This is a genomic window from Wohlfahrtiimonas chitiniclastica (genome assembly GCF_002252325.1).
GTDB lineage: Bacteria > Pseudomonadota > Gammaproteobacteria > Cardiobacteriales > Wohlfahrtiimonadaceae > Wohlfahrtiimonas > Wohlfahrtiimonas chitiniclastica.
In genome coordinates, this window is record NZ_NEFL01000001.1 from 188,434 (window position 1) to 203,703 (window position 15,270).

Genomic DNA, 15,270 nt, shown 5'->3' on the forward strand with positions numbered 1-15,270 from the left:
TGCCCATTTCAAAACTAAAAAGAACGGATTATTTTGCTAAATAATCAGCCATAATTTTTTTATGTTCATTCAATTTTTCAGCGGTTAAAAATGCCAACTCTAAGCTTTGGGCTGCATTTAAACGCGGATCACAATGTGTGTGATAACGGCTTGATAAGTCAGCATCTGTGATATTTTGTGCGCCACCTGTGCACTCAGTCACATCTTTACCGGTCATCTCAAAGTGAACGCCACCAGCGTGTGTTTTTTCTGCATTGTGCGCATCAAAGAATGCAGTCACTTCTGCTAAAATTCTGTCAAACGGACGCGTTTTATAACCTGATTCAGTTTTGATGGTATTGCCATGCATCGCATCACAAATCCATACCACATGGCGACCTTCTTGTTTCACTCGGCGCAATAATTGTGGCAAGTAATCTAGAAGGTTTTTATCCCCCATACGCGTGATGAGCGTTAAGCGTCCCGGTTCATTGTTCGGGTTTAACGTGTCAATCAAGCGAATTAAATCATCGCCGGATAAATGCTGGCTCACTTTAACGCCAATCGGGTTAGAGATGCCACGGGCAAATTCAATGTGTGCACCATCTAATTGACGGGTGCGCTCACCAATCCAAATGAAGTGGGCAGAGGTGTCATACCAATCACCAGTTGTGGAGTCGACGCGCGTCATGGCCTCTTCATAACCAAGGAGCAACATTTCATGAGAGGTGTAGAAATCCACTTCCTTAAGGGCACGGGTTGAATCAGGGCGAATGCCGCACGCTGTCATAAAGTTCAAGGCATCTTGAATGCGGTTGGCAAGATCAGCATAGCGCGCTGCTTGTGGCGTTGCATCAAGGAAATCCATCGTCCAGCCTTGGACGCGGTGTAAATCTGCATAACCGCCAGTGGCAAAGGCACGGATTAAGTTCAGCGTTAAACCTGCTTGACCATACGCTTTCCATAAGCGCTCAGGATCCGGCGTGCGGGATTCTTTGGTAAAATCGATGCCATTGACGATGTCACCGCGATAACTTGGCAATGTGATGCCATCGATGGTTTCTAAATCTTCAGAGCGAGGCTTAGCAAATTGACCAGCCATGCGCCCAACTTTAATCACAGGGCTGCTGGCCGCAAAGGTGAGCACGACAGCCATTTGTAACAACACACGAAAACTATCTCGAATATTTGTGGCGTTGAATTCTGAAAAGCTCTCTGCACAATCCCCACCTTGCAATAAGAATGAGCGTCCATAAGCAGCTTCTGCCAATGCTTTTTTCAGGGTACGAGCTTCCCCTGCAAAAACCAGTGGCGGTGCTTGATGCAAACGATCTTCAACTTCTTTTAATTTTGCAGCATCTGGGTAATTGGGCATTTGTGCCGCAGGAAATTTTCTCCAACTATCCGGTGTCCAAATATTAGACATAATTTTATCCTTTTCACTTCTAAAAAAAGAAGACTGAATTCAGTCTTCTTTTTTAATCATTAAACTTTAGTTTTTAGACTGATCCACTAAACGATTTTGTGCGATCCATGGCATCATAGAACGCAATTTTGCACCGGTTTTTTCAATTGGGTGCTCTGCTGTCAAACGACGACGCGCAGTCATTGAAGGGTAATTGGTTTTGCCTTCTAAGATGAACATTTTTGCGTATTCACCTGTTTGGATGCGTTTTAATGCTTGACGCATCGCTTCTTTAGACTCAGCATTGACCACTTCGTGACCGGTCACATATTCACCATACTCAGCGTTGTTAGAGATGGAGTAGTTCATGTTCGCGATGCCGCCTTCGTACATTAAATCAACGATGAGTTTTAACTCATGTAAACATTCAAAGTACGCCATTTCAGGTGCATAACCTGCTTCTGTCAATACTTCAAAGCCCGCTTTAACCAACTCAACAGCACCGCCACATAATACAGCTTGCTCACCGAATAAGTCTGTTTCAGTCTCTTCACGGAAATCTGTTTCAATCACACCTGCGCGGCCGCCACCATTGGCAGATGCGTAGGCCAATGCGATCTCTTTGGCTTTACCTGAAGTGTCTTGGTAAACCGCGATCAATGTTGGCACGCCGCCACCTTTAACATATTCAGAACGCACAGTGTGGCCAGGGCCTTTTGGTGCAATCATGATCACGTCTAAATCTTTACGTGGCACGATTTGGTTGTAATGCACGTTAAAGCCGTGAGCAAAGGCAAGGGCAGCACCTTCTTTGATGTTCGGCTCAATGGATTCTGCGTACACTTCTGGTTGATTTTCATCTGGCAATAAGATCATGACAAGGTCAGCGGCTTTTGTTGCATCTGCCACTTCCATCACAGTGTGACCTGCATTCACTGCTTTTGACCAAGATGCGCCGTTTTTGCGAAGACCGACCACCACATTCACACCTGAATCTTTTAAGTTTTGTGCATGTGCATGACCTTGTGAACCGTAACCGATGATGGCAACAGTTTTGTCTTTTAATAAGGATAAGTCTGCATCTTTGTCATAATAAATGTTCATAAATCGATTCCTTTAAACGGTTAATTTTTGTTGCTGTTATTTTTAGTCTAACAGCTAATAGTAATAGTCAAAATGTTAATTGATTGTCAAGCCTTTTGCACCACGAACTAAGCCAAGGGCACCTGAACGGACAATTTCAATGATGCCAAGAGTCTCGACAGCAATGACAAAAGCGTTCAATTTATCGGCGGTTCCGGTCATTTCGATGGTGTAACTTGACTCGGTGACATCTAATAGGCGACCGCGGAACATATCGTTCAAACGATACAGCTCAGCACGGGCATTTTCAGATTCAGCCTTCACTTTAATGAGCATGATTTCACGCTCAATGTGGGAGCCATCGGTTAAATCCACCAATTTGATCACATCGATCAGTTTATTGAGTTGCTTGACGATCTGCTCAATGACTGCAGCATTTGCAAAGGTCACGAGGGTCAATCGAGAAATTGACTGATCTTCTGTCGGTGCAACCGATAAACTTTCAATGTTATAACCGCGAGCAGAGAAGAGATTCACCACGCGCGATAAGGCACCTGACTCATTCTCCATTAAGATGGAGATGATGTGTCGCATAGGTTGTTGAGTTGTGTTCGTCATCATTGTCTCCTTATACTTGGCTCAATCCATCAACGGTTGTGTTTTCCATTTTATCCCGACCACGTAAAATCATCTCGTGATGACCTTTACCGGCAGGAATCATGGGGAATACGTTCGCATCTGAATCCACAATGATGTCTAAGAAAATGGTCTTATCTTTTTGCTTAAAGGCTTCGATAAGGGCGGGTTCTAGATCTTTTGGATCTCTGATTTGAATCCCGTCATGCCCGTAGGCTTTTGCTAAACCAATAAAGTCCGGCAACGACTCGAAATAGCTCATGCAGTAGCGCTTCTTAAAGAAGAACTCTTGCCACTGGCGAACCATGCCAAGGTAGCCGTTGTTTAAATTTAAAATTTTTACAGGTGTGTGATATTGCAACATGGTGGAAAGCTCTTGAAGCATCATCTGAATGCTGCCATCGCCCGTGATGCACGCCACATCTTTATCTGGGCAACCAATTTTAGCGCCCATGGCTGCGGGTAAACCAAAGCCCATGGTGCCAAGGCCACCTGAATTGATCCACTGTCTTGGGCTGTCAAATTTATAATATTGCGCTGCCCACATTTGATGCTGACCCACATCTGTGGTCACAATGGCTTGGCCTTTTGTCACTTTATATAAGGCTTCCACCACTTGTTGAGGCTGAATGATGCCGGGCGTTAAGTCATAACCTAAAGAATCAATTTTGCGCCAATCATCAATGGTTTTCCACCATTTCGCTAAGGCGTCTTGATTGAGTTGCTTTTCACCGCTTCTGACGAGCTCTAAAAACTCTGTCAAAATTGGCTTGACTTGACCCACCAATGGAATATCCGTCACCACATTTTTACCAATCGATGAAGGATCAACGTCAATGTGAATGATTTTAGCATGTGGGCAAAAGTGCTCAAGCACGCCAGTGATGCGGTCATCAAAACGCGCACCGATGGCAAAGAGCACGTCACAATTGTGCATCGCCATGTTTGCTTCATAGGTGCCGTGCATGCCAAGCATGCCCACAAATTGACGATCAGAAGCAGGATAAGCCCCTAAACCCATCAATGTGTTGGTGATGGGCACATTTAAACGTTGAACCATTTCCACCAACTCATCGCAAGCATCGCCTAAAATGACGCCGCCACCGGTATAAATCATCGGACGTTTTGCCGTCATCAAAAGGTTATAGGCTTTTTTGATCTGTCCTGAATGACCTTTGACAATCGGATTGTAAGAGCGCATGGCAATCTTTTTCGGGTAGCTGAATTTTGCTAAAGCCACCTGAACGTCTTTGGGCACATCGATCACCACAGGGCCAGGGCGACCCGTTGTGGCAATGTGAAACGCTTTTTTAATCGTAATCGCTAAATCTTCAACGTTTTTGACTAGGAAGTTATGTTTAACACAAGGACGGGTGATGCCAATGGTGTCCACTTCTTGGAACGCATCATTACCAATCAAGCTTGTGGCCACCTGACCTGAAAAGACCACCATCGGAATGGAGTCCATATAAGCTGTGGCAATGCCGGTGACAGCATTGGTGAGCCCTGGGCCAGATGTGAGTAAAACAACGCCGGGTTTGCCTGTCACGCGGGCATAACCATCAGCCGCATGGGCTGCTGCTTGCTCGTGGCGGACGAGGACGTGCTTAATTTCATCTTGTTGGTAAATGGTGTCGTAAAGTGGTAGTACAGCCCCCCCTGGATAACCAAATATATATTCTACTTTCTCCTCGATAAGAGACTTTATAATGATTTCTGCACCTGAAGATTTCACGGTTTACCTCTGTTTTGTGTGTATCTATTTGTTTTAAATATGCTATGACCTGAAAGATTCGATTCTCAATAACTTCGCCTTGCCGCGGATGTTTGCGAGTGCTTCGATCGCGCGTAAGGATTCAAGAATCGAGTGTTCTTTCGTTTCATGCGTTGTCATAATGATATTAGCGAGATTGTCATCAACAGATTTTGTCTGGATCATCAATTCAATACTAATATCATGCTGAGCTAGGATATGGGTAATATCAGAAAGCACACCAGGTTGGTCCACAGCTTTAATTCTTAAATAGTAGGCTGTGTGGATCTCTGCTTGTGGCAGAATGGGCGCATTAGAGAGCGCCTGATTTTGGAAGGCTAAATAGGGCACATAGTGCTCTTTATCAGCATCTAACATGCGCGAGATGTCCGCTAAGTCAGATAACACAGAAGATGCTGTGGGTTTGCCGCCTGCACCTGCGCCATAACTTAAAACGGGGCCAACGCCATTGGCTTTGACCAATACGGCATTCATCACGCCATTGACGTTAGAGATGAGCTCTGATTTTGGAATCAAAGTGGGATGCACGCGAATTTCAATGCCTTCGGGTAGATATTTCGCGATGCCTAAATGTTTGATGGTGTAGCCTAATTGATTGGCATATTGAATGTCTTCAGTTTCTAAAGAAGAGATGCCTTCAATGAACACTTTATCAAATTGCAAGGGAATGCCAAACGCAATGGAAGCTAAAATGGTGAGTTTATGGGCAGCATCAATGCCTTCAACGTCAAAGGTCGGATCAGCTTCTGCATAACCTAAGGCTTGGGCATCTTTTAATGCATCTTCAAAGGAGCGGCCTTTCTCTTTCATCTCCGTTAAGATGTAGTTGCCGGTGCCATTGATGATACCCGCTAAGGACTCAATTTTGTTACCAATTAAACTTTCGCGTAAGGTTTTGATCACAGGAATACCGCCAGCCACGGAGGCTTCAAACATGAGCATCAAACCTTTTTCAGCCGCTTTCTTAAAGAGCTCATTACCATGAGTGGCAATTAAGGCTTTGTTCGCTGTGATCACATGTTTATTGTGATCAAGGGCTGTTTGAATGTAACCCAAGCTTGGCTCAATGCCGCCCATGAGTTCAACCACCACATCGATGTTTGGGTTCATCAAAACATCATTGACATCTGTGGTGAGGGATAAGCCATAAGGATTGTCACGATCCATTGAGCGCACAAAGATTTTTTCAATCGCGAATTCGTACCCTGTACGACGCGTAATTTCCGCATGATTTTCTTTAATTAAATCCACAACTCCCGTTGCAACTGTACCAAAACCTAAAATACCAATATTCAAACGTTTCATGCGCTAATAATTCCAATGTGACTAATGTGTTAACTGTTTTAATAATTCTTCGATGACAAAACCTGTACATAAAGATATATCATAAGGTGTGGCTTCATGGAACATGTAAGCACCACTTGTGATTAATTTATGTTCAATATCGGTGTGTCCTTCGTGTAATTTCGTGTCGATGTGGTTGATATTCCAATCATTTAATGCAGGTAAAAAATTTCCCGCATTTTCAGCGGCGCCAAAGCTCACAGTGGCAGCTTTTTGTGCATCACGCATCGCAATCGCTGCCACTAATGGTGCGGCACAAATGGCAACGATCCAAAGATGATGGGCAATGGCATCATTTAAGGCGCGCCCGATGTCACTCATTAAGGTGGCTTTATTGCCTTTTTCAATGAAATTTGTGAAATTTTTCACAGCGCCAAAGCCACCTGGCATAATCACTGCAACATATTCACTGGCATCAAATTGGTCAATCGGGGCAATGTTGCCGCGGGCAATGCGTGAGGATTCCACTAAAATATTGCGAAGCTCTGGCATTGCTTCTTGTTCTTGATGATTGATGACATCTGTTTGAGATCGGTTAGGGGCAAAGCACACCACATCAAAGCCATGTTGGGCAAGGGCAACACGCAAGGTGACAGCTTCTGTAATCTCAGTGCCATCTAAATGTCCTGATCCCGATAAAAAGAACGCAACTTTCCTGTTCATTTCATGCTCTCCCCGTAAAATTTATTTTTATTTGCGATTCATTTGATCATATCGACTATTTTTGTAGATTGCTATAGCTAAATGCAAAGAATTCGATATGGGGGAGAAACCCCGCTTTTTTTAGTGTAGAATTGAGCCGAAATATCAGAGAGGAAAACCGCCATTATGATCAAACAGATGACACTCGGGCTTGTGGTTGGGCTATTCATTTCAATGGGCAGCGCCAGTGCAAACGAGCCAAAGCAAGACAACCTAATGCTGAATTTCTTATTGGGTGAGTTGGCATTTCAACGCAATGATTTAGAAACTGCAGAGAATTATCTTGCAAAAGTCACTGAAGACAATAACATTGCCTACGTGCTCAGACAGCAGTTTAACATTGCCTATGTCAATGGCGATTATCTCAAAGCCCTCTCGTTATTGAATCAAATTTTAGAAGATGAGCCCGATAACATCGAAGTGTTGCTCTTTGAAGCCATCATTTACGCCCATTTAAATGACAATGGTAAAGCGGCGGCTGTGATGAATCGTGTTGCGATGCTCTACACGCAAGATCAACCCGATGACAATGGCTTTCACTTTTTATACCGTGAATTAAAAGGGGCGATTGCGCCGGCACAATTTTTAACGATTTATCGTCAAATTGCGAAAATGAACGATTATTCACCGGATGTGACGCCACTTTTAGCGAGTCTCTTAGTGGACAATGGTTTATATGATGAAGCTTTGATGTATTTAACGGGCGTGATTGAATCAGATCCAAACAGCGCAGTGAATTACGCCTTATTAATGTATGTGTATGCATTGTTAAATGAGCCGCAAAAGGGGCTGGCCATTGTGAAAGCGGCCGCTGAGAAAAGCGATAATGTGGATTTAAAGCTTGAATATGCTCAAGGGCTCATCAATCAATTTGATTATTCCGGTGCATTACAGTACACAAAAGGGCTCGAAGTACGTTACCCTAATAATGCACGAGTGCAAGGGCAATTATCGTTCCTCTATTTTGCGTATCAAGACAGTGAGGCTGCTAGAAATCATTTAGATAAAATGGTTCAACTCAAGGGCGATTATGTGGATGTGATCTACAAAATGGCTGACTTTGCCCGTTCGGCAGGGCGCATCGGTGACTTGTATGACGTATTGCCAAATGTCAATGTCATTGATGTGCAAGTGGTGCGTTTATTGTCTGAAGCTGACATGGCATTGAAGAAAAAATCATATGCCACATTTTTAGCAATTTTTGATGAACTGCGCACTAAATTTCCCGATCGTGCAGAATATTTGTATAATCAGCAGTTAGAAATGCTCGAGGCATCTTTTGATTATCAGCTCTTGTTGCCTTATGCTGAAATTTTAGATGTGGTGACCAATTATGAAGTGTTCACTTACTCATATTATAAGGCGATCGCGTATGAGGGCATGCAAAAACCTGCCCAAATGCAAGCGGTACTCAAAGCTTGGCTTAATAAGCATCCGGATGATCCTTTAGCCCTCAATGGTTATGGTTATATGCTCTTAGAAAATGCCAAAACAGCGGCGCAAGAGAAAAAAGCGATGGGTTATTTGCAAAAAGCGATTGCCCTCGCGCCTGATGAACCGGCCATTATGGACAGTTTAGGCTGGGCATATTTTAAAGCCAAAGATTATGTCAAAGCGCGCCAATACATTGTGCCAGCATTTCATCGCTTAAAAGAGCCTGATGTCATCAGCCATTACATTGCGTTGTTGATTGAGGAGCAATCCATTGATCAAGCGCGGGCATTATTTGAACAGCTGCAAGCCCTTTTACCCACCCATCCTGAAACATTGGCCTTGCTTAAACAGTATCCAGAGGTTTTACAGTAGTGATGAAACAGGCTTTACACACATTATCGCGCTGCATCGGTGTGCTGATTGTTTTGATCAGTTCGTTGCATGTGGCTTTTGCCGTGACATTAGTGGGTCAAGGGGCGAGCACCACGACGCCCGATGGGAACCTGCGCATTGTCTTTCCGTTGAATGAACGCACAGCCTTTACAAGCTTTCGTTTAGACAGTCCGCCGCGTTTAGTGGTGGACATTCCGAATGCACAGCTGCGTAATAAAGTGCAATCGCTGCCGATTGCCGGCAAAAATGTTGCAGGTGTGCGTTTAGGCACGCAGCAAGGCACAGATTTACGCATTGTGGTGGATTTAACGCAATCGGTGCCGGGTACAACGGCTTTAGTCAAAGGCAAACAAGGCTATGAATTGGTGATCATGATCAGCCAAGGCGCAACGGCTGTATCCCGTGATACAGCGATTGCCCGCGGCTCTGAAATGGTGGTGGCTGAGCAATCGAGCGTACAAGTGGCCAAGCAAGTGCCAAAAAAGAATGTGATTGTGGTGATTGATCCTGGGCACGGTGGTAAAGATCCTGGCGCGATTGGGCAAAACAAAACACGTGAAAAAGATGTGGTGCTAGCGATTGGTAAAAAATTGCGTGATCGTATTAATAAAGAGCCCGGCATGCGAGCTGTGATGACGCGTGACAGCGATCGTTTCATTCCGCTTCGTGAACGCGTATTGATCGCAAAACGTCAAAAGGCAGACATGTTCATCTCCATTCATGCGGATGCGGCGCTCAATCGCTCTGCTTGGGGCGCATCGGTTTATGTCTTGTCCACAAAAGGGGCATCGAGTGAAGCGGCGCGTTTGTTGGCGGAAAAAGAGAACCGCTCGGACATCATTGCGGGCGTTAAAATGTCTGATAAAGACAATGCCATTGCATCGATGTTGTTAGACATCTCCCAAGATGCCACCATTGAAGCATCCCATGAATTGGGCGCACAAATCCTAACGCAATTGCAGCGCGACACTAAATTACATAAACAAAATGTGGAGCGTGCTAACTTTGCGGTGCTCAAAGCGCCGGACATTCCCTCAGTCTTGGTGGAAACAGGTTTCATCTCCAATCCTGATGATGAGAAAAAATTGAAAAATGCCTCTCATCAAAATCGTTTAGCCGATGACATGATGAAGGGTGTGCGTGCGTACTTTAAAAAACGTCCTGCGGTTGAGCTCGTTTACAGCACCGTTGCGCCACCTAAAAAGGTGAACCCAACGCCTGTGCCGCCGCCCACGATCACAGCGCGCCCCAATCCAACGCCGGCTGTACCAGAGGTGCGTTTAGAGAGTCAAACCCAGGCAAAAGATGCGCAAGTGGTGTTTCCGGAATTATCCCTTGAATCTCAGCAAAACGTACAAACGGCTCAGGTGGTGGCAAAGCCAAAACCACAACCTGCAGTCAAGCGCCACACGGTGCAGCGCGGGGAAGCGCTTGCGGACATTGCGCGTCGTTATCGGGTGTCATTGGAGAGTTTGTTGAAAATCAATCGCTTGCCAAGCAATCAATTGCGTGTGCCTGTGGGCACTGTGCTCGTGTTACCGTAAGGGAGTGCAAAGCAATTCAAATCGGATAGCGTAAATTGTTAAAAATATAAAGAAATTGATAAATTCGGTCATTTTTGTGGGGTTGGAAGTTTGTTTCTCTGATAATTTCAGGTATGATAATCCGCTTCTCTGGCCATCTTTATTTGAGAGTAATAGTAATGTCTTCGATTATTTCTTTATGTGGTTCTTTGGCGCTATCCGATTTCAGATTGGAGAAGCTTCGACAAAATGCAGCAAGGTTGAATTTGCCGCCTGATATTAATATAACCGCAACTTATTGGTATTTTATAGAAAGCAAACAACCCTTAACATCCTCCTCTTTATCCTCTCTCTCGGCTATTTTAACAGCCACTCAAAATCCTCCTCCCGCGCTCTCTTCTAGCGAACATCTCTTCTTAGTCACTCCTCGCATCGGCACCATCTCCTCTTGGGCATCTAAAGCCACTGACATCGCACACAATTGTGGCTTTGATGATGTTTCACGCATTGAGCGTGGCATTGCGTATGTGTTGAGCGGCGATTTAACAGAAGCACAGTTGAATGCATGGGGCGCATTGTTGTATGACCGCATGACGGAATCATTGCTCACATCTTTTGATGAAGCCGAAGCGCTCTTTCATCACACCAAGGCGCGCACTTATGAATCGATTGACATTTTAGGGGAAGGCATCAGCGCCTTACAAAAGGCGAATGTCACCTTTGGCTTTGCATTGTCAGAAGATGAAATCGAATACTTAGTTGAAAATTATCAAAAATTGGGTCGTAATCCCACAGATGTAGAGCTTATGATGTTTGCTCAAGCAAACTCAGAGCATTGCCGCCATAAAATCTTCAATGCTGATTTTATTTTAAATGATGAAAAACAGCCAAAATCACTGTTTCGCATGATCAAAGACACCCACGAGAAAACGCCAGAAGGCACCGTGGTGGCATATAAAGATAATGCATCGGTGATTGAAGGTTATACGATTGATCGCTTTTATCCAAATGCGGATGCGTGTGAATATCAATTCAATGAAGAACTCACACACATCGTGATGAAAGTGGAAACCCATAACCATCCCACAGCCATTTCACCCTTTGCAGGTGCATCCACAGGTGCCGGCGGTGAGATTCGTGATGAAGGGGCCACCGGCCGCGGTGCACGCCCAAAAGCTGGCTTAACTGGCTTTAGCGTCTCTAACCTGCAAATTCCAAATTATGTGCAATCGTGGGAGCAGTATCAAAACGATGGCAGTTATGGCAAACCTGATCGCATCAGCAGCGCTTTTGACATCATGATCGATGGCCCATTAGGCGGCGCTGCGTTTAACAATGAATTTGGTCGTCCAAATTTATTGGGTTATTTCAGAACTTTTGAAGCGCCTTATAAAGGTAAAGTGCGCGGTTATCATAAACCGATTATGATTGCCGGCGGCTTAGGCAACATTCAAGCACAGCAAGTGGAAAAAGGCATTTTTCCGGCGGGCGCGCTTTTGATTCAATTAGGCGGACCTGGTCTATTGATTGGTTTAGGTGGCGGCGCGGCATCGAGTATGGAAACCGGTGCAAACAGTGCAGATTTAGACTTTGACTCTGTACAGCGCGGCAACCCTGAAATCGAGCACCGCGCACAAGAGGTGATTGATCGTTGTTGGCAGCTTGGGGATCAAAACCCGATTGTCTCCATCCATGACGTGGGCGCAGGCGGCTTATCGAATGCTTTCCCTGAGTTGGTCAATGATGCAGGGCGCAGCGCCATTTTTAATTTGCGTGACATTAAGCTTGAAGAAGAGGGCTTAAGCCCCATGGAAATTTGGTGTAACGAAGCGCAAGAGCGTTATGTGTTAGCCATTTTGCCAGAAGATTTAGAGCGTTTTCGCACCTTGTGTGAACGTGAGCGCTGCCCATTTGCTGTTGTGGGGACTGCCACCGATGATGGCGTGTTAAAAGTGAAAGATGCGCTCTTTGACAATGAACCGGTGGATTTACCGCTGGACATTTTATTGGGCAAACCACCGAAAACCACACGCATTGATCACACGGTTGAAGAGGCAGAAATTCCCTTCAATGCCACACAAGTGGATTTGGTGAAAAGTGCGTATGATGTGCTTCGCTTGCCAACTGTGGCGAGTAAAAACTTCCTCATCACCATTGGGGATCGCACTGTGGGCGGCTTAACGTATCAAGATCAAATGGTGGGACCTTATCAAGTACCGGTCTCGGATGTGGCTGTGACGAAAATGGGCTTTGACACCACGCACGGCGAAGCGATGACAATGGGTGAAAAAGCGCCTGTTGCTTTGTTTGATGCTGCAGCATCTGGCCGCTTAGCGGTGGGTGAAGCCATCACGAACATTGCCGCAACAGACATTGGTGACATCAAGCGCATTAAATTGTCCGCAAACTGGATGGCACCTTGTGGTTTACCGGGCGAAGATGAAAAACTCTATCGCACGGTGGAAGCGGTTTCGAATTTCTGTCAGGATTTATCCTTATCGATTCCGGTGGGTAAAGATTCTTTATCCATGAATACAGTTTGGGAAGATCAAGGCGAGCAAAAGTCCGTCACCGCGCCATTATCTTTGGTGATCACCGCCTTTGCACCAATTGAAAATGTGCGTAAAACAGTGACGCCAGAGCTCAAAGCTGTAGAAAATAGTCAGCTCTTTTTGGTGGATTTAGGGGCAGGGCATGCGCGTTTAGGCGGCAGTGCTTTAACGCAAGTCAATGGTCAATTGTCTGATGTGGCGCCAGATGTATCGAGTGAACATTTAGGCGCATTCTTTAAACTCATGCAGCGCATGGTGGCCACAGGTGAATTGCTCGCTTATCATGACAGAGGCGATGGCGGTTTATTGGCGACTTTGGCGGAAATGATGTTTGCCGGTCGCTTAGGGATGGCGGTTGATTTAAGCAGCGTAAAAGCGGCATTATTGGCAGATGGTTCAAGCCATGAGCAAAATCTTCGCATGCTCTTTAACGAAGAGTTAGGCGCCGTAGTGCAAATTGATGAGAGTTTTGCCGGTAACTTTACTGCGCTTGCTGAAGCAATGGGCATGGGTCATTTAGTGCATCAAATCGGTACGGTGGTGGATGATTACACACTCACCATTCGCGCAAATGATGAAACATTATTGACAGAATCTGGCGTAGCATTGCAGAAAGCTTGGAGCGAAGTGAGTCATCACATGCAGCGCTTACGCGACAATCCTGCGGCAGCGGACAGCGAATTTGCGTTGATTGAAACGCCTGAGCTTAAAAAACTCTTTGCAAAAACCACCTTTGATGTCAATGAAGACATTGCCGCGCCTTACATTAACCTTGGGGCGCAGCCACGCATTGCGATTTTGCGTGAACAGGGCGTCAATGGTCATGTGGAAATGGCAGCGGCCTTCCATACGGCAGGTTTTGCGGCGCAAGATGTGCACATGAGTGATTTAATTGCAGGACGCGTCTCTTTAACAGACTTTGATGCCCTTGCGGCATGTGGCGGCTTTAGCTACGGTGACGTTTTAGGTGCCGGTCAAGGTTGGGCGAAGAGTATTTTATTCAATGCAAAATTGCGTGATCACTTTGCAAGCTTCTTTGCGCGCAACGATACGTTGAGCTTAGGGATCTGTAATGGTTGCCAAATGATGAGCCAGTTGGCGGAAATCATTCCGGGGGCAGAGCATTGGCCAACCTTTATGCGCAATGAATCTGAGCAATTTGAAGCACGTTTGACCATGATGGAAGTGGTCAAATCACCGTCCATTTTCTTTAATGGCATGGAAGGCTCCATGATGCCGATTGTGGTGAGTCATGGTGAGGGTCGTGCACACTTTAAAGATGGTCTGGGCAACATTGATGTGGCGGCGCGTTATGTCGATGGTTTAGGGCAAGTGACGGATCGTTATCCATTGAATCCAAATGGTTCACCACAGGCAATTGCCGGCGTGACCTCTCAAGATGGCCGCGCCACCATCATGATGCCGCACCCTGAGCGTGTGTATCAGCGTGATCAGTTGAGCTGGAAACCAGAAGATTGGGAAACGTTCAGCGGCTGGTATCGCATGTTTGCCAATGCACGTAAATCATTCGTCTAAAGACTTGCATCTTCATTAGACTTTCAATACTCTGCCTCGGCAGAGTATTTTTTTTCAAAGGACAAAAGTGATGGAAGAGATTGTGGTGGGGTTTGATTATGGCGTGAAGAACATTGGCTTAGCGGTGGGCAATCGTTTGACAAATACCGCCCAGCCCATTGCCATCTTAAAAGCCACCGATGGTCAGCCCGATTGGGAAGAGGTGGCGCGCCATTTAAAAGATTGGACACCCACAGTTTTGGTGGTGGGCATCCCATACACTGCAGATGGCACAGAAACTGAGCACATCAAAAAGATTCGTAAATTTATGAATCGTTTGCATGGGCGCTTTGGTTTGCCAGTGGAAGCGGTGGATGAACGCTTATCCTCGCAAGAGAGCGAGCAATACATCAAACCCTCTAAAAAAGGCAAGAAAGGGCAATTAGATGCCCATTCAGCCGCGATCATTGTGGAGCGCTACTTAAATGGTGATTGCCTGTTTTAAGTGCGCTGAATGATAAAAATTAGTCAAAAGGGGAACAATGTTTTCCCCTTTTTTATGGAAATCAGGGGCACTGATTTGGATGCAATGGCGCAGCATTTTTAATAAAAAAATCAATTAAATATATATTTAATATAATAATCAATAATTTATATGGATTTTAAAAGTGCATAATATAGCGCGTTGATTCATGAAAAACAAATTTTATCTGAATGAAAAATAATCACATATTTAATATATATGTAATGTATGCAAAAATTATTTGCACATCAAAAATCTTAATGCTATAAATATTGAGCTTAAGCAAAATATTTTATTCAGGAGTTTTACGATGCAAATGTTAATGTCAATGATGTGCTGCTGTTCTACGCAAATGTCACACACCACTTTATTAGATCAAACTTTATTAAAATCACGGGCACTTCATC

Annotated in this window: 10 protein-coding genes; 4 read left to right on the plus strand and 6 right to left on the minus strand. The window is 45.0% G+C overall.

The window, feature by feature from the left end:
- Positions 1-28: 28 nt before the first annotated feature.
- The 6 genes from B9T10_RS00960 to elbB all read right to left on the minus strand — a co-directional run bounded on the left by B9T10_RS00960 (position 29) and on the right by elbB (position 6,884).
- Positions 29-1,405 (minus strand): class II 3-deoxy-7-phosphoheptulonate synthase, encoded by a 1,377-nt coding sequence (locus tag B9T10_RS00960; RefSeq protein ID WP_018122292.1) that lies wholly within the window; start codon positions 1,403-1,405, stop codon positions 29-31.
- Between the two features lie 66 nt (positions 1,406-1,471).
- Positions 1,472-2,488 carry a ketol-acid reductoisomerase gene (gene ilvC, locus B9T10_RS00965; RefSeq protein WP_018122291.1) on the minus strand — a complete coding sequence of 339 codons (1,017 nt, stop codon included), beginning with the start codon at positions 2,486-2,488 and terminating at the stop codon, positions 1,472-1,474.
- Positions 2,489-2,563: 75 nt separating this feature from the next.
- On the minus strand, positions 2,564-3,061 hold the full coding sequence (gene ilvN / locus B9T10_RS00970; RefSeq protein WP_063455842.1) for an acetolactate synthase small subunit: 498 nt from the start codon (positions 3,059-3,061) through the stop codon (positions 2,564-2,566).
- 34 nt (positions 3,062-3,095) lie between these two features.
- A complete protein-coding gene (gene ilvB / locus B9T10_RS00975; RefSeq protein ID WP_094537579.1) occupies positions 3,096-4,838 on the minus strand; it encodes a biosynthetic-type acetolactate synthase large subunit in 1,743 nt (580 codons plus the stop codon).
- Between the two features lie 42 nt (positions 4,839-4,880).
- Complete coding sequence (locus B9T10_RS00980) at positions 4,881-6,182, minus strand: homoserine dehydrogenase (protein WP_094537580.1); 1,302 nt, start codon at positions 6,180-6,182, stop codon at positions 4,881-4,883.
- A gap of 21 nt (positions 6,183-6,203) precedes the next feature.
- Positions 6,204-6,884, minus strand: a complete 681-nt coding sequence (elbB, locus tag B9T10_RS00985; RefSeq protein ID WP_008314354.1) for an isoprenoid biosynthesis glyoxalase ElbB — start codon at positions 6,882-6,884, stop codon at positions 6,204-6,206.
- Between the two features lie 165 nt (positions 6,885-7,049).
- On the opposite strand from elbB, the gene B9T10_RS00990 reads away from it, so the two are divergent.
- The 4 genes from B9T10_RS00990 to ruvX all read left to right on the plus strand — a co-directional run bounded on the left by B9T10_RS00990 (position 7,050) and on the right by ruvX (position 14,845).
- The gene (locus tag B9T10_RS00990) at positions 7,050-8,729 is read left to right on the plus strand and encodes a tetratricopeptide repeat protein (RefSeq protein ID WP_094537581.1); all 1,680 of its coding nucleotides are present in this window, start codon (positions 7,050-7,052) and stop codon (positions 8,727-8,729) included.
- Between the two features lie 2 nt (positions 8,730-8,731).
- Positions 8,732-10,294, plus strand: a complete 1,563-nt coding sequence (locus B9T10_RS00995) for an N-acetylmuramoyl-L-alanine amidase (RefSeq protein WP_063455789.1) — start codon at positions 8,732-8,734, stop codon at positions 10,292-10,294.
- Between the two features lie 158 nt (positions 10,295-10,452).
- Positions 10,453-14,361, plus strand: coding sequence for a phosphoribosylformylglycinamidine synthase (gene purL / locus B9T10_RS01000; RefSeq protein WP_094537582.1), 3,909 nt, complete (start codon positions 10,453-10,455; stop codon positions 14,359-14,361).
- A 70-nt stretch (positions 14,362-14,431) separates the two neighbouring features.
- On the plus strand, positions 14,432-14,845 hold the full coding sequence (ruvX, locus tag B9T10_RS01005; protein WP_094537583.1) for a Holliday junction resolvase RuvX: 414 nt from the start codon (positions 14,432-14,434) through the stop codon (positions 14,843-14,845).
- The last annotated feature ends 425 nt before the right edge of the window (positions 14,846-15,270 follow it).